This is a genomic window from Methylobacterium oxalidis (assembly GCF_007992195.1).
GTDB lineage: Bacteria > Pseudomonadota > Alphaproteobacteria > Rhizobiales > Beijerinckiaceae > Methylobacterium > Methylobacterium oxalidis.
Window position 1 is genome coordinate 35,175 of the sequence record NZ_BJZU01000073.1, and the last position, 14,690, is coordinate 49,864.

General features: G+C 64.4%; 20 protein-coding genes and 1 other annotated feature. Of the genes, 10 read left to right on the plus strand and 10 right to left on the minus strand.

The window, feature by feature from the left end:
• Positions 1-48: 48 nt before the first annotated feature.
• On the plus strand, positions 49-1,053 hold the full coding sequence (locus tag MOX02_RS17870) for an AI-2E family transporter (RefSeq protein ID WP_147027148.1): 1,005 nt from the start codon (positions 49-51) through the stop codon (positions 1,051-1,053).
• Between the two features lie 47 nt (positions 1,054-1,100).
• Here MOX02_RS17870 and MOX02_RS17875 read toward each other — a convergent pair whose 3' ends face one another.
• The 4 genes from MOX02_RS17875 to MOX02_RS17890 form a co-directional block, all read right to left on the minus strand.
• Complete coding sequence (locus MOX02_RS17875; protein WP_147027149.1) at positions 1,101-1,445, minus strand: DUF1622 domain-containing protein; 345 nt, start codon at positions 1,443-1,445, stop codon at positions 1,101-1,103.
• A gap of 6 nt (positions 1,446-1,451) precedes the next feature.
• Entirely contained in the window at positions 1,452-1,880 is a 429-nt protein-coding gene (locus MOX02_RS17880) for a DUF1622 domain-containing protein (RefSeq protein ID WP_147027150.1), read from the minus strand.
• A 441-nt stretch (positions 1,881-2,321) separates the two neighbouring features.
• Positions 2,322-3,550, minus strand: a protein-coding gene (locus MOX02_RS17885; RefSeq protein ID WP_147027151.1) for an IS3 family transposase whose coding sequence is annotated in 2 segments (ribosomal slippage) — positions 2,322-3,262 and positions 3,262-3,550 — 1,230 coding nt in all. Because the reading frame shifts where the segments join, the coding sequence is not laid out codon by codon here.
• Positions 3,153-3,269 (minus strand) — a sequence feature (AL1L pseudoknot). Its footprint overlaps the gene before it by 117 nt.
• Before the next feature lie 97 nt (positions 3,551-3,647).
• Positions 3,648-4,463, minus strand: a complete 816-nt coding sequence (locus MOX02_RS17890) for a hypothetical protein (RefSeq protein WP_147027152.1) — start codon at positions 4,461-4,463, stop codon at positions 3,648-3,650.
• A gap of 537 nt (positions 4,464-5,000) precedes the next feature.
• Between MOX02_RS17890 and MOX02_RS17895 the strand changes: the two genes are divergently transcribed.
• The 4 genes from MOX02_RS17895 (at position 5,001) to MOX02_RS17910 (ending at position 7,275) form a co-directional block, all read left to right on the plus strand.
• A complete protein-coding gene (locus MOX02_RS17895) occupies positions 5,001-5,582 on the plus strand; it encodes a TetR/AcrR family transcriptional regulator (protein ID WP_147027153.1) in 582 nt (193 codons plus the stop codon).
• A gap of 69 nt (positions 5,583-5,651) precedes the next feature.
• A complete protein-coding gene (locus MOX02_RS17900; protein ID WP_147027154.1) occupies positions 5,652-6,110 on the plus strand; it encodes a Ros/MucR family transcriptional regulator in 459 nt (152 codons plus the stop codon).
• A 229-nt stretch (positions 6,111-6,339) separates the two neighbouring features.
• Entirely contained in the window at positions 6,340-6,834 is a 495-nt protein-coding gene (locus MOX02_RS17905) for a hypothetical protein (RefSeq protein WP_147027155.1), read from the plus strand.
• 213 nt (positions 6,835-7,047) lie between these two features.
• Positions 7,048-7,275, plus strand: a complete 228-nt coding sequence (locus MOX02_RS17910) for a hypothetical protein (RefSeq protein WP_147027156.1) — start codon at positions 7,048-7,050, stop codon at positions 7,273-7,275.
• A gap of 6 nt (positions 7,276-7,281) precedes the next feature.
• On the opposite strand, the gene MOX02_RS17915 is transcribed toward MOX02_RS17910, so the two are convergent.
• Positions 7,282-8,484 (minus strand): DUF2336 domain-containing protein, encoded by a 1,203-nt coding sequence (locus MOX02_RS17915; RefSeq protein ID WP_147027157.1) that lies wholly within the window; start codon positions 8,482-8,484, stop codon positions 7,282-7,284.
• Between the two features lie 304 nt (positions 8,485-8,788).
• Here MOX02_RS17915 and MOX02_RS17920 point away from each other — a divergent pair, with 304 nt between their 5' ends.
• The 3 genes from MOX02_RS17920 (at position 8,789) to MOX02_RS17930 (ending at position 10,049) form a co-directional block, all read left to right on the plus strand.
• The gene (locus tag MOX02_RS17920) at positions 8,789-9,025 is read left to right on the plus strand and encodes a DUF6894 family protein (RefSeq protein ID WP_147027158.1); all 237 of its coding nucleotides are present in this window, start codon (positions 8,789-8,791) and stop codon (positions 9,023-9,025) included.
• A gap of 4 nt (positions 9,026-9,029) precedes the next feature.
• Positions 9,030-9,272 carry a hypothetical protein gene (locus MOX02_RS17925; protein WP_147027159.1) on the plus strand — a complete coding sequence of 81 codons (243 nt, stop codon included), beginning with the start codon at positions 9,030-9,032 and terminating at the stop codon, positions 9,270-9,272.
• Positions 9,273-9,374: 102 nt separating this feature from the next.
• Positions 9,375-10,049, plus strand: coding sequence for a Crp/Fnr family transcriptional regulator (locus MOX02_RS17930; RefSeq protein ID WP_170267917.1), 675 nt, complete (start codon positions 9,375-9,377; stop codon positions 10,047-10,049).
• 138 nt (positions 10,050-10,187) lie between these two features.
• On the opposite strand, the gene MOX02_RS32235 is transcribed toward MOX02_RS17930, so the two are convergent.
• On the minus strand, positions 10,188-10,412 hold the full coding sequence (locus MOX02_RS32235; protein WP_238179951.1) for a DUF1236 domain-containing protein: 225 nt from the start codon (positions 10,410-10,412) through the stop codon (positions 10,188-10,190).
• A gap of 343 nt (positions 10,413-10,755) precedes the next feature.
• Positions 10,756-10,968 carry a hypothetical protein gene (locus MOX02_RS17940; protein ID WP_147027162.1) on the minus strand — a complete coding sequence of 71 codons (213 nt, stop codon included), beginning with the start codon at positions 10,966-10,968 and terminating at the stop codon, positions 10,756-10,758.
• Positions 10,969-11,029: 61 nt separating this feature from the next.
• On the opposite strand from MOX02_RS17940, the gene MOX02_RS17945 reads away from it, so the two are divergent.
• Positions 11,030-11,383, plus strand: a complete 354-nt coding sequence (locus MOX02_RS17945) for a response regulator (RefSeq protein ID WP_147027163.1) — start codon at positions 11,030-11,032, stop codon at positions 11,381-11,383.
• Positions 11,384-11,568: 185 nt separating this feature from the next.
• Here MOX02_RS17945 and MOX02_RS17950 read toward each other — a convergent pair whose 3' ends face one another.
• The 3 genes from MOX02_RS17950 to MOX02_RS31350 form a co-directional block, all read right to left on the minus strand.
• Entirely contained in the window at positions 11,569-11,793 is a 225-nt protein-coding gene (locus MOX02_RS17950) for a hypothetical protein (RefSeq protein ID WP_147027164.1), read from the minus strand.
• A gap of 545 nt (positions 11,794-12,338) precedes the next feature.
• The gene (locus MOX02_RS17955) at positions 12,339-12,551 is read right to left on the minus strand and encodes a hypothetical protein (RefSeq protein ID WP_147027165.1); all 213 of its coding nucleotides are present in this window, start codon (positions 12,549-12,551) and stop codon (positions 12,339-12,341) included.
• A complete protein-coding gene (locus MOX02_RS31350; protein WP_170267918.1) occupies positions 12,548-12,796 on the minus strand; it encodes a DUF6894 family protein in 249 nt (82 codons plus the stop codon). The genes MOX02_RS17955 and MOX02_RS31350 overlap by 4 nt, the downstream gene beginning before the upstream one ends.
• 392 nt (positions 12,797-13,188) lie before the next feature.
• Here MOX02_RS31350 and MOX02_RS32680 point away from each other — a divergent pair, with 392 nt between their 5' ends.
• Positions 13,189-14,664 carry a M10 family metallopeptidase gene (locus MOX02_RS32680; RefSeq protein WP_170267919.1) on the plus strand — a complete coding sequence of 492 codons (1,476 nt, stop codon included), beginning with the start codon at positions 13,189-13,191 and terminating at the stop codon, positions 14,662-14,664.
• The last annotated feature ends 26 nt before the right edge of the window (positions 14,665-14,690 follow it).

The window sequence follows — 14,690 nt, forward strand, 5'->3', positions numbered from 1 at the left end:
ATTGCCCTGGATGAAGCCCCAACCTCGGCGTTGGAAGTGCCGCTGAGCATGACCGACAAAGCCCGGAATGTGTGGCTTGCCCTGATCTCAGTCCCACTCGTGTTGCTGGCCTTGCGAGCGTCCTACGGGGTAACGATGCCGCTTGCGGTCGCGGCCGTGGTCATTGCGGCGGTGTGGCCCGTCGAGGTTTGGCTCCGCCGCGTGCTACCGGAGCGCGTCAGCAGCCTCGGTACGATCCTGGTGCTGCTCGTCATCGCCCTCGGCTTCATCGCGGCTGTCTACTTCTCGGCCGCCCAAGTCGTGCGGGCGTTCGCGCAGCGTTGGGCCGAGTTCGAGAGTGCCTACGAATCCGCGACAGCCTGGGCCGACCGCTGGGGCTTGCCACTCGGCGGCAAGGAAGGCTACGCCCGCCTCATCACTGTCGGGCAAAGCCTGCTGGGCAACGCCTACACGATCTCGGTCTACCTCGCATTCATCGCGCTTCTCGTTGTCCTCGGACTGCCGGAGGTATCTGTCCTGCGGCGAAAGCTTCAGGCGGCGTTCGGGGCCGATAAGCGGAGCGAGGTGACCCAGGCCGCGGACGAGATTGCTGGCAAGATCCGTGACTATCTCGCCACGACGACATTGACCAGCCTCATCACGGGCGGGGCTTCGGCCCTTTGGGCGCTCGCGACTGGCCTCGACTTGGCCCTGGTCTGGGGCACGCTGAACTTCCTGCTGAACTACATTCCCGTCGTGGGCAATCTCGTCGGTATCGTCCCCCCAAGCCTGTATGCGTTGGTCCAGTTCCCGAACTCCGTCTTGCCGATCATCATCTTCGTCGGCTTCGGCGCGATCCAGATCACGGTCAGCAACGTCATCTACCCGGTTCTGCAAGGACGCAGCCTCTCGCTCTCCCCCGTCGCCGTCGTCGTGGCCCTCTCGATCTGGGGCTGGGTCTGGGGCATCGCGGGTATGCTGGTCGCGATCCCGTTGACGGTGGCGGTTATGATCGTTTGCGAGCACTTTCCCAGCACACGCTGGATCGCGATATTGCTCTCTCGCTCGCGTTGAGGCGCCGCTGCAGCAGTCTGCAGGTCGGTCTCAGGAGAGAAAGCCAGTCAGCGTTCTATCCCATTGATTGCGGATCCCGTGCGCAGCCGCTCCTCTTCCCAGGTGAGCACGCGCTTGATCAGCGTGCGCAGCGTGAAGACCGCAATGAACATCAGGATGGCGTCCCAGGTCCGCAGTTCGATAGTTTTGAGCAAGGCGGCGGCAGTCTTGAAGCCGAGAGCTGCGATGATGCTGTCGGCCACCAAGAAGCGTGCACGAACGATGGCCTCCCGGCTGCCACGACCTCGGATGAGCGTGAAGAGTCCGCGCGCGCAGCCTGTCACGACGAGGAGGCTGCCGCCGAACTCGATGAGCAGGGCCAATATTAGGATCGGACGGTCGAGCGCGAACATGGCAAGTCAACCTCGGGCCTGCTCGGCGACAGGGCCCCGAGACCCCGGAGCGGTGCCCCGACGCTCTGCAGCCTGCCGCTCCCGTGCCTCAGCTTTGTCGATCTCCTTCTGGAGGAAGTAGTTGAGAATGGTCCGAATGGTGGCGATGGCTGCGAGCTGGCCGATCTCGGACCAGGTGGGCGCGACGGCCGTGCGCAGGATGTCCGCACCGAGTTCGAACTCCAGAGCCACCGCGAGCCAGCGCCCGAGCTTGAGCCGCACCTCTTCTTTAGCGTCCTGCGGCTCGCGTGGGCGGACATGATGCGAGGCACCCGGCAGGAAAAGCCGCAGGGCTGAGATGGCGGCTTCTATGGTCGCCAAGCCGATAATGAGGGCCGCAACCGCCTCGGTGCCTGCCGCGAGCCAGAGGGTCAGGGCCTTGAAGTACTCTTCCATTCCGCTCTCAACGATGGCCGAGGCGGCGCGGTTTCCGGAGATCTCGGAGCAGAGCCCTTGCCCGCCAAGGTGACAACACCTCGGCCGCTTCGGGCCGCTCCGCCTGTACGCCTGCCCTCGGAAGCAGGCCGGAACTTGCCGACTCTCTTGATGACCATACCGCGGACGTGCTCACCGTCCGACGGACACGGAGCTGAGTTGCCGTTGACTTCGCGGTCGGCAACCGGTCGCGGTGGCTTGCCAAGCTCCTGCAACTTGCGCCTGACAGCGACACCTCCGCGCATTTAGAGGAGTCCTTAAAGGCGTTGGCGCGGCGGATATAAGTCACCACTGTCCGAGGACCGCGGTGCCCTGACTTGTGCATGACGCTGGCGGGGTTCGCGAGTCGCTGGACAGGCAAACTGAACCGCTCCGAGTTTTCCGGAGGCCGGTTGGTTTGGGTCAGGCAGCCAAGGCTCGGACCTCGGCCTGGGCATAATAGCGTGCCTCCGCCTCGGCAGGAGGGATGTTGCCGATCGGTTCGAGCAGCCGACGGTGATTGAACCAGTCGACCCACTCGAGCGTGGCGTACTTGACCGCCTCAAAGGACCGCCACGGCCCGCGCCGGTGGATGACCTCGGCCTTGAACAGGCCGATCACCGTCTCGGCCAGAGCATTATCGTAGCTGTCCCCGACGCTGCCGACGGATGGTTCGATGCCTGCCTCGGCTAGGCGCTCGGTGTAGCGAATGCTCACGTATTGCGATCCGCGATCTGAGTGACACACAAGGCCGCTGCCGGCGAAGGGCTGACGCTGATGAAGGGCCTGCTCCAGGGCGTCGAGCACGAAGTCCGTACGGGCCGAGCGCGACACCCGCCAGCCCACGATCCGGCGGGCGAAGACGTCGATCACGAAGGCCGCGTAGACGAAGCCGCCCCAGGTGGCGACGTAAGTGAAATCCGCCACCCACAGCCTGTTCGGGCATTCGGCCTTGAACTGGCGGTTGACCCGGTCGAGCGGGCAGGAGGCGGCCGGATCGGGAACGGTGGTGCGGACCCTGCGCCCCCGGACGACGCCCTGCAGTCCTATCGCCCGCATCAGCCGCGCGACCGTACACCGGGCGGCTACGATCCCCTCGCGGGCCAGTTGCCGCCACACCTTGCGCACGCCGTAGACGCGGAAGTTCGCCTCGTACACGCGCCGGATCTCGGCCATGAGCACGGCATCCCGCTTGGCCCGCGCCGGCAGTCTGCCGGGATCGGCCCGCCGCGCGGCATGAGCGTGGTACGTCGACGGGGCGATCGGCAGCACCCTGCAGATCGGCTCGACCCCGTAGGTGGCGCGGTGCTCGTCGATGAAGGCGATCATGACCGGGACCGGCGGTCGAGCTCCGCCTGGGCAAAATACGCCGACGCCTTCCTCAGGATCTCGTTGGCCTGCCGGAGCTCGCGGTTCTCCCGCTCCAGCGCCTTGATCCGTTCGCGCTCGTCCGTGGTCGGTCCGGCTCGTACGCCGCCGTCGCGTTCGGCCTGTCTGACCCAGTTCCGCAGCGTCTCACCCGAGCAGCCGATCTTGGCCGCGATCGATTGAATCGCCGCCCACTGTGAACCGTGCTCGCTCTCATGCTCCCGAACCAGCCGGACTGCCCGCTCGCGAACCTCAGGGGAGAAGGGTGGAATATGCTTCGTCATGGCTCCAGTCTCTCAAGAGTTGGAGCCTCCGGAAATCCCGGAGCGGTTCAAACTGCAGTGGTGGCGGGTTTAAACAAGCGCCGATGAGCAGTTGGTCCTACGGTGACGCTCCCAGCTCCCATTGCACGGCCAGTGCGATTTGGAACTGCGGCGTGTCTGTGTTCAGCCCGAAGCCCGCAGCCAAGCCAACGATGGCCTTCTGGCTCCTCAGGCGGTGGCGAACGCCAGCCTGAACAAGGCTGAAGTCCTGATCTCCGCGATCCTGCTGTTCCCTCGCGTACGTCGCCACCAACACCGTGTCTCGCGAGATCGCCTGTCCAATGGATACGTTCAGAAGGTAACGATGTGGCCGCTCGCCCGGCTGCGGGTCCAGGCGACCCACCCAGCCTACGTTGAGACTGGCGCCGAGCGGCAGATCCCCGCCCTTGAGGGTCTTACCGAAAAGGGCGATCGCCTCAGTGTCGTACGCGACCCGCCCTGGTCCGTAGAGGGAGCGTACCCGACCGAGAAGTCCAACGGCAGGCAAAGAACCGCGCTCCTCGCTGAGCTGATAGAGCGCACCTACTCGCGACGTGCCGCCAAGAGCGGCCCGGTCACTCTCGCCAGAGGGGTCATCTTGGTCCGTGGACACGGTGCCAAGTCTGCGGCGGATGTCCAGGTTGCCGTAGGCTCCGGCCTGGCCAATCCGGAAATCCAAGTTGGGAGCCACGCCGACGCTGAGTTCTGTCTCGGCCCCGATCGTGCTGCGAACACGTCCGCGCGCAGCGCGCTCGTAGGAGCCCACCACGGATAGGTTGGCCTCTCCCGGCGGCGTGGCATTCGGGTCTGTGACCTCGAAGGGGTCGTCGGCCAACGTGATCGGCTCATCCTGTGCGGAGGAACTCTGAGACGCCAGAGAGATCAAGAGGGTCATGGCCGCCGCACGAGGGAACGATCGCGGCACTGAATCGTCCCTTCCTGGATTACGGCTGGCCCATGGTTGCCCGCTGTCGGGCGCCGAAGCAAGGTGCGGGCACCGTCTGCCGGAGCAGCGGCTGTGCTCAGGTGCCGCTGGTCTCGTCGCCTGACCGCCTGCGTATCGGTGTCCACTCCCGTTAGCTGATCAGATGCCGCTGAAGCCTGCGAGAGCGGCGGGTCAGCGCTACGGAGAAAGCGCCGACCCGCCTGTCACGCCAGGTGCGCGTTGAGGCGGGCAACCGGGGACAGCCGACCAACCAACAATCGGCCGAATGGATCCATACAGCGCCGACCAAGTCCGGCGGAAGCCTGATGCTGTAGAAGGGCGACGAGGCAGTATACTTGGACTGAGCTGTTCCTTTAGGCTCTTACATGTTCTCCGGTGGTGGGATCGAGGCCTATATGCCCTGAGCATCGCCCGTAGGCCCGTGGCGGGCAGCACTCCTTGAACGTCCGTTCCAAACTCTGTAGACGACCCGGAAAGAGGTCGCACATGCCATGGGAGAAGCAATTCAACCGCGAGGAAGCGCTCGACAAGGCCATGCAGGCCTTCTGGAGCCGCGGCTACTCGGCAACCTCGATGCAGGATCTCGTGAACGCCATGGGGATCAACCGGGGCAGTCTCTACGCGACCTTTGGCGACAAGCACGCGCTGTTCCTTGCCGCCCTGCGGATGTTCGACGAACAGGTGCGGGCCCGGCTCCTCGCGAACCTGACGGCGGAGCACAGCCCACGCGAGGCGATCTGCGAGCTGTTCCGGATTTTCCAACACGAGGCGGCTCAGCCCAACGGCAATCGCGGCTGCTTGCTGACCAACTCGGCTCTTGAGCTGTCCGCGCATGATCCGGAGGTCGCCAAGATCGTGTCTGAGGCGCAGCGGCAGATCGAGGGCTTCTTCCAGAGCCGGATCGAGGCGGGCCGCGAGGCGGGCGAGATCCCAGCTGGTCGTCCTGCGCCTGAACTCGCCAGGGGCTTCCTTGCTAGCCTGCTGGGCCTGATGGTGCTGATCCGCAGCCGGCCTGAGGAGGGCCTGCTCGCATCGGTCGTCGACGAGGCGCTGAGCCGGATCAGGTAGGCGTCTCTTTTTTTGACCGATGCGGAACGCTCGTTCCAAGCGGTCCCGCTACTCACTCAGGAGATTACCATGGCCTACTCTGCAAACACCGTCACCACGGAGCCGAACGGCTCCGGTCAAGGAAGCGAGACGGGATCAATCCAACTCGCCGCTGACCTCGTGTCGGCCTACGTGTCTAACAACCGCATCCCGCTGTCCGAGTTGCCGCTGCTCATCGCCAGCGTGCATGCGGCGGTGAATGGTCTCAGGAACGGCGCGCCTCAGGCCAGCGCTGAGGAAGAGGTTCAGAAGCCAACACCTTCGCAGGTGCGCAAGTCGATCACGCCGAATGCGTTGATCAGCTTCGTTGATGGCAAGCCCTACAAGACGCTCAAGCGGCACCTCTCGGCATACGGGCTCGACCCCTACAGCTACCGCCAGCGCTACGGCCTGCCCAACGACTACCCGATGGTGGCCGCCAACTACGCCGCCCAGCGCTCCGAGCTCGCCAAGGCGATCGGCCTCGGCCGGCCCGGCGCGATGGCTTGAGAGGCGGATGACGGGCGCTCAGCTCCTCGCGGCTCGCCGCCTGCTGCGGTGGAACCAGACAATCCTGGCGAGCGAGGCGCGGCTGCGCATCAGCGGGATCCTGCGCGCTCGAAGCCGAGCCTGGCGAGGCAGAACTCTCAGTCCTGCAGCGAGAAGCCCTCCGGAGCGCGCCGGAGGGCGCTGGTATCGAGTCCACGGAGCAACGAGCCCTGTGGGGCACGGCTGCGACATGCCCAACGATGAGATCGCCTGGGGTGTGGAGGTCAGAATGTTGAGTTCTGCGCTGAAGGTCGCGCGAGGCTCTGAGCGGAGAAGACGGGTGTGCGCTCTTACTGCGCTGGCCACTTTGCTCGGCATGGCAACGCCCGCGGCCGCTCAGGAGAAGGAAGCTCATGAGTGCATCGAAGAGCATTCCGCCGGCCTACACCCCATTGATCATGGTTATAAACCTACAAAGTTCAATCTGCGGAAGTTCAAGATCCAGTTCAACGGCAGCAGAGCACGTGTACGCTATGATCTATCTTTAAACCGTGCCGACGGGAACTTCACGTGCAGCACTCCCGACGAAATCCGGTCCGGTATCCTGCAGTGTACTGAGGACGGACAGATGTTTGTGTTTGATAAGGATCAGTCAAAACTGCATTTTGCTCAGCTCTATGTGGCGGGCGAAGGGATCCCGCAGGCCCCCCTTTTCGTCAGCACGGCATCATGCCGTCGGGTGTGACCGGCCTTGCCAGGAAGTGCCATTGGCGGTTGCACTCGTGGAGCGCCGAGTCGAGGCCTTGGTGCGCCGCGCGCAGAAGACTCCTCAAAGAGCCGTTTCTCGGTTCCGTAATCGCGCTAGTGCAAAGGAACCGATGCGTGCGCGAGCGTTAGTTCTGTGTGTAGTGGGTGATATTGCGAGTATGGCGTAGTTATGCGGAAAGAGGTTCAACAGATGGCGAACGTCCTCATCAAGGGCATTGTGCTTGATGAGGCCTGCGCCCGTGAGTTCGCCCGCGCAGCTTCGCACTTAGAGGCTACCGGAGTGACCAGCACAGCCGACGCCATGCGCACCCAGGCACGTCTTCACCGGGTCAAGTCTCTCGAACTCCAGGGCAAGCTTGCGGCACTGGGTGATCAATATGGAATCGTCTTCCCCAATGTGCTCAAGTCTATTCCATAAATGCACTTACACGAACCGAGGGCTCCATAACATCCAATCTATTATGGCAGGCGGGGGCTCGCCACCTTGACCTCTCAACCCGGCGCAGATCGCCCGCCTTCCAGGATCGTGAAGCCGGCACGCAGCTGGACAGCCTGCAGAGCACGCTGCGCCGCTTGGCTCGATAGACCGACATACGCCTCTCTGGCTTGCTTCGTTCAGGGCCGGCAGGTTGCCCTCGCGATCCGCCCTGCTCCCAACCTCGCGCAGGATCCGCTCGGCCATGGCCCAGCTCAGGTCAGCGCTGCGCATCGCCAGCAGGGCCAAGTTCTTGACCGGGCTCAACCCCCTGAGCGCCTGAACGAGCGTGTCCGGTTCCTGCTCCGCGAGACGGGCAACCATGACGATGGCCTCGGCCAACTCTCCTCTTGCGAGGGCGTGGGGCACCTCGGCACACGTGAGCGGGCGCGATTGAGCAATGGCATCGACGCAGGCTCCGGCAGCTCGGAGCCTCTCGGCCGAGAGCGGGTCCGTATTCCCCTGAGCAGTCGCGAACGGGGCGGCATCCGAGGACTCTGCATCGAGGCTCACGCCCGAGTGCTCGCCGCAAAACGAGGAGCGCCGGGCTACCGCCATCTCCTTGAACTGGGACAGCAGCTCCCCCTTGACGGCGGCTGGCACATCGCTGCGCTTGGTCAGCGCGACTGTGATGTGGCCGTCTCCGCGTGAGAGCACGGTGAGCCGGGCCAAGCCTTGCGCGGACAGGTGCGCCGTCCGGTTCGCCGCCAGCTGGCGCAGCACGGGCCAGGAGCCGCGGATGACCACCACGTCGGTCACAGGCTCGCTGACCTCGCGCCGCTCCGCGAGCGCACCGAGGTGACCTTGACTGCGGGTTTGCGCGATCGCGACTAGGTCCTCATCCCGCAGAAGAACGGAGTGGCGCAGCACCGGAGCGGCGATCTCAGGATCGAGGTCGTAGGCAAGGTCGGTGACGGTGCGCACAGGGCCAGCTTCGACGGGGGCTAGGCGGCGCGACAGCTGCACACGATGATCGGTGCGCTCTGCGCGAGCCAGGCGCAGGAGGGCTTCGTCATAGACCCGAGCCGCCGTCGGGCTCATCGGCCTCCTGAAGCTGTCCGCGAGCCTCAAGGCAGCTGAGGCGTGCGCGGTCCCAGCGAGCCCGGCAAGGAGGGTCTCCAGACCCGCGATCTCGTCGGTGGCAGATGCCATAGCGGCGCCTCTCTCCCGATCGCGAGTGGGTGACCAGCGATCCGCCCCGCGCTCGTTTCTGCTTGGGTTCCACGAATGGTAGCCTAAGAGCGCGCCAGCAAATCTCAAGTATTTAATGATAAATTTATCGATTAACTATTTCGATAGTATCGGATCGCAAGCGTACAGGGCCTAACAAATGCTTGCGAATTTCGTAGACGCCATGAATTATTAGCCTCGTCTGGGCGCACGGCGTCGTGGCTCATCATGAGCTCGGGGGCGGGTGAGAGTCGCGTTGCTCTCATCCGGCGGGGTGGGAAGCACCGTGGCACGCTACTACATCGACGTGGACGGCCTGGGCCGGCACAGCCTCGACTGCGGCGAACAGGAGCTCCCTAGCCTTCGCGCCGTGCGCAAAGAGGCCATCGGGGTCCTCCTCGAGGTTTCTCGCGATGCGCTCGGCGACTGCGATCAGGGGGAACTGACCGCCAGCGTGAGAGACGGGAGCGGAAGACTTGTCTTTCGGGCAAGGCTGTCGCTCATGACGGAATGGCCGGACTAGGCGGATGTTTCTCCTGATGTTCGCCGCGATCCTGGGCGGTGTGGCGACCATCGTCCTGCTCTGGCCCATGGGTGAATGGATCGCGCTCCTGTGGGCGCCGCTCGGCGGCAGCATCTCGGCCATCGGAGCGGCCACCTACTTGCTCGCCCAGCCGGTGGAGAGCGAACAGGACACCAAGAACGCGCCGAAGCGCGATCGCAACCCGGCTCCTGCGAGGGCAGAGACGCCTCTGACAGAGGGGGAATGAAAAACAATGCGCTCTCACTCGCGTCGAGAGAGGTCGTGCCTTGGCGGCGCCTTCATCCGCCGGCTCGAGCGGGCGGGCACGCTCTCGGATCTGGAGCAGGAGGTGCTGCTGTCGCTCGTCGGCACTCCGCTGGACGTGGCGGCCCGTCAGGCCATCATCGGCCAGCATGCTGAGCGCATCTGTCTGGTGATGAGCGGCCTTGCCTGCCGTTACGCAACGCTGCCGGACGGCACTCGGCGGATTGCCGCTTTCATCATCCCCGGAGATCTCGTCGGATCGCCAGCAGGCTTCACCTCCGGGCTGCCTTGGCGTGTCGGCACCCTGATCCGATGCAGCGTTGCCGGACTGTCCCGACCCGATCTGTGCACGCTGAGTAGGACCTATCCTGGTATCAGGCGCGCCCTACAGTGGCTGATGCAGGACGAACTCAACCGCGCCCGTGCCTGGCTCTTGAACGACAGCCAGCCGTCCCTGCAGCGCGTGGCATACCTCCTGTGTGAGCTGCAGGCCCGCCTGGAAGCTGCCGGGCTCGCCGGACAAGGCGCATGCGAGTTGAGCCTGTCGCAGGCGGATCTGGCTGACGCCGCGGCGACCTCTCATGTGCACGTCAGCCGCGTCCTGCAGACGCTCTTCAGCGAACGGCTTGTGTCCCTAGGGCACCAGAAGCTGACCATCACGGATGTGCCGAGGCTGCGTGATCTGGCAGGGTTTGATCCTGGCCACCTCGCCGCTGGGGTTGCTGAGCTCGAGGCTAACGATCTGCTCGGTAGCGGCTGAGGCTGCCCAGAGCAGCCCAGAGCATCTGTCGGGAGACGATCTGCTGGAGGAACACACCACTCGACTTCGTCGGGCACCTTCTCGGCGAGGCCGAGGAGATCCGTGCTTCGCCGACGGCGCACGCTTCGACCGAACCTATCAGTCGATAGACGTGATCACCCGACGTGAGGCGGGATCGACGATGTAGGTCCCCGTATCCGAGTGGAAGTAGCTGTAGCTCTTTAGGCGCGGGCTCTCGCTGACGATGGCGGCCGGCAGGGGCTCGAACGCCACGAAGTCCGGGACCGTGGAGCCAGCCACGATCCGCTCCTTGAGCCTGACGGGGGTCGCGTGCCGCGCGATGGCGTAGCTCTTGAGAGCCATGCGTTGTTCCGAGGCAATTTCCACGGTATCGCCAACACTTCCGGTCGTTGTCGTGACTGGCTGAGCAGCAACTGCATGGTTGAGCAAGGCTAAAACTGCCACGGCGGGCGAGACACGCTTCATCGATTACCCCAGGTTGCTTTCCGCATCCTAGATACAACCGCTGGTTATGCTTGTCTTAACGGGAGGACCCCTAAAGCGTTCCTGCTGCGCGGTACGCCCGGAAAGGGGTACGACCTCACCGGGTCGGCGCGACGGTGGCATAGCGCTCAGACAGATCGGCCGTTCCTCGCAATCCTCGGTCCGCGCGGGATCCCCGCCGGCTGCAACCCCCAGAACAGTGTCACGGGTCTGCCCCGCCCTCGAGGAGGTGGGCCGTGTGCTCCAGGACGCTCTCAGCCTCTTCGATGGTCGCCTGAACCTCTTCGATCTGACGATCAGCCGCTCGCCGTAGCCGGCTGGCCTGCGCCGCCAGTTCGCGTCCGCGTGCGATCACCGCCTCGGGATCTCCCCCGGCGGACCTACCGGGCACGAAATCGTCGGATTTGTTGGCCATCCATCGTCCTGGTGCGTTGATCGCAAAGACTAAAGTGCTGGTGCGTTCCTGAGGTTGAGCATTGCAGAGCGAAAAGGCTGCCGTTCTCGTGGTGGAGGACCTTCCCCTCGTTCGCCACAACGCCGTCGAGATCATGCAAGAGCTGGGCTGTGAGGTGTTTGCGGCCTACAACGGCCCAGCAGCCTTGGAGGTTCTTCAAGCCCATCCGGAAATCCGGGTCCTGTTCACGGACGTGCGCATGCCCGGCATGGATGGGGTGGAGCTTGCCGAGGCCGCACAGCGCCTGCGGCCCGATCTCAAGGTCGTGCTCACCTCCGGCTATGTCGGTCCGAAGGACCTGCCAGAGGACGTGCCCTTCGTTGCCAAACCCTGGCGGGTGGAGGAAATCGCCGCGGCGGTGACTGGCCCCGACTGAGCCTTGAGGTGCGGCAGGCCGGATGCGGGTCGTCACGCGCTCCCCTAGGATTAACGTTTCACTAAACGGCCAAGCTAAGCCCGATCATGGTCAAAGCGTGGCCGTTGGCGATGCGAGCCGCCAATTGTGAGGGTGTCCAGAACGCGGGGCGGCGGGCGACAGCCAGGTGTCGGTAGCGGGCCTGCCTAGCGATCCTCTGGCTGAAACCGCTGGATGAACCGTGGCCCGTCCCACAGGTAGACGGTCGAGGTCGCAGCCATCTCTCGGGCGAGTGTTGCAGCCTCTTCGAGCTGTGTCGCCTGCAGAGTATCGACGCTGACAACCGCGTTCTGCGCATCGACGACAACCGCCCGGTAAGTCGGCTCGGGGGTATCGTCCTCCGACCTGTGGGTCACGAAGAGGTCCTGCATGCCTACTCCTTACCGGCGCCCGGGAGCAGGACACTCCCGGCGCTCTGGGGTTGGGCCCGTCGCGCAGCTTGGGCCATCTGAATCAGTTCGTGAGCCGTGAGTTGCCGTGCCGGCAGCTCGGCCGCTTCGTGCCCGGGGCGGTCTGCCGCAGGCCGGCTCCTGGCGACGCCGCTCCTGCGGATCTCCAGGTCACGGCTGCGCCGGATGCTGCGGATGTGAACGGTCCTTGCCTGTGCGCCCGCCATGGTCCTCTGCTGCCGCAAATCACCTGCGCGGGGCTCTACCGGAGCTTGGCTGCTCCGCCCATTCTTGAAGTCGCCGTGCGCTGCTCTAGGCCAAGCTAGAGGGTGCGCCCGGCTATTTTGTTGCGCGTGGTAAGGGTTTGTTAACCACGGGCGTGCCGACCTGGCGCCGGGCTCGGATGACACGGGTCCAGAGGCGACGACGCGGGCCGATTTTGCCCGACCTATCAGCGGCCCGCGTCGTCGCCCCGCACGGCACTCGGTGCGTCGTTGTGCGGATCGCGACTCCACCCGTAAGCTCGCTTACGCGACCGGGGGCCGGCGCCTGATGCGAATTTCGCCGTCAGCCCGCAGGCGTTGCGCCTCGGCCGTGTGGCGCTGCGCCTCCTTTAGGAGCGCCCAAGCAACCTCTGCCCGCCCCTTCTGGCGGAGAGTGTCCGCCGCCAGCGCGAACTCGAACGCGAAGCTCTCGGCGCGAGCGATGGCGGAGAGGCGCTCGTAGAGCGAGAGGTTCACGGCAAGGACGCAGCCTGGATGTCCTCGACGACCAGTAGGAGCGTGGCGGCCAGGAGCCGCTGCCCACCCTCGCAACGAACGTCGACACGCACGTGAGCGGCGTCTTTCGCTTCATCGCAGCACCCGATCAGACCCGTTAGGGCCCGCCGCGCTTCGGCACGCGCCGCTGACAGATTGGCAAGCTCTAGGCCGTCCTTATCCTGCAGGAACTCGCCGTCATGGATGTCGAAGAAGTACCGCGGCATACGCTTCCGCTCCTGTCATTTGCGAGAGCGGAACAGAGTAGAGATACTAGCAACGTATGTATATTTGGCTAGGTGCCATAGGCCACCTCGCCTACGACCAAAGTCCAGTACTACGATTTCGGTACACAAACGCACCCGCACGGACATCATCATCTGCGTCGCGTTGGGAAGCTGATGGCTCACCCGGATTTCTGAGGTGCGGCCGGCGCATCGTTCATTACACCTACTGAGCACATCTCATACCGGTGCTTATGCGAATTCCTCAGCCTCGCGTTCGGGACGACTGCGGAACATTCCACTACGGCAAGCCCTATTTCATCGCCTCAACGGCATTGCACACTCTGCTCACAGGCGTCAGCATGGATGCAAACCAACGGGTGGGAGGGACGGTGATGGCCAGCCACTATCTGGACGCGCTGCTCTGGCTAACACCAACGAACCCGTTCCCGGTCAGCAGGACTGGGCAGACCGTGGTCACCTATGCATTTGGAGGCCCCGGCACCTACGCCGTCTATGATCCGGAATCGACCGTCGACAGGATCACAGCGACGGCTTGGCAGTCTTATGAGCAGCAAGCTACCCTCAAGGCGCTGCAGGCGTGGGCCGATGTCGCCAACATCTCCTTCAAACCCGCCGCGGACTTCAACTCGGCGACGTGGCACCTCCTGACCACCAGCGAAGCCGGCATGCAGGCGTACTTCTCGGGAGCGAAGGGCATCCAGGCGATGTCGACGCTGCCCTTCAACTACGGCCCGAACTACGGCGAGCCCGAGCCCAACTACACACCGGGTTGGGCGATCTTCAACACGCAGGGCTATGGCTGGACGACGGCAGGCCTTAAGCCGGGCGGCTTAGGCTACGTCACGCTCATCCACGAGGTCGGCCATCTGCTCGGGCTGGATCACCCGTGGAACGAGAAGGGCTGGTACGTCGATGCCAGAGGGGCGCCGCTGCTCGACGCTGGCGGCAACAAGATCCCGGAGCCGTACTTCCCCGGCGCGAACGCCTGGAACAACACGGGCGATTACGGCCTCAACCAGGGCATCTTCAGCACGATGGGCTACACCGATGGCTGGAACGGGCAACCAGCCAAAGGAGCGGACTACGGCTATCAAAAGGGACCCGGCGCCTTCGACATCGCGGCGGTCCAGCACCTCTACGGCCCCAACCTGACCTCGCACACCGGGAACGACACCTACATCCTCCCGAGCGCGAACACATCGGGGACAGGCTGGCTCGCGATCTGGGACGCGGGCGGGACGGACACCCTCTCTGCGGCCAATGCCACAGGCTCGGCCACCATCGACCTCCGCCCCGCGACGCTCGATCCTGCTGGCGGGACAGGCGCGGGCGGGTACGTATCCTGGGTCAAGGGCATCCAGGGCGGCTTCACAATTGCCAACCCGAACGGGGCGGCCGGAGCCGTGATCGAGAACGCTGTTGGCGGAGCTTATGCGGACACGATCAACGGCAACGAAGCTGCCAACACGCTGACTGGAAACGGGGGGAATGACACTCTCAACGGCTTTGGCGGAGCGGACAGGATCATCGGTGGACGCGGGGCCGACGTGATGACGGGCGGCGCGGGCGCAGACACGTTCGTGTTTGCTCAGGCAGCAGAGTCGGCTCCAGGCTCGAAGACACGCGACATCATCACCGACTTCAGCCCGGGAGAGGACCACATCGATCTGAAGGGGCTCGGTGCCAGCAGGTGGATCGACGCCGCTCAATTCCACCAAGTGGTGGGCGAGCTACGTTACGGTGCAGGCCTTCTTCAAGCCGACATCAATGGGGACGGGAAGGCCGACTTCGAGATCGCGCTCCAGAACAGCATTGCTCTGCAGAGATCCGATGTTCTTCTCGCCTGACTGAGCACGTCGAGCAGGATGGCACG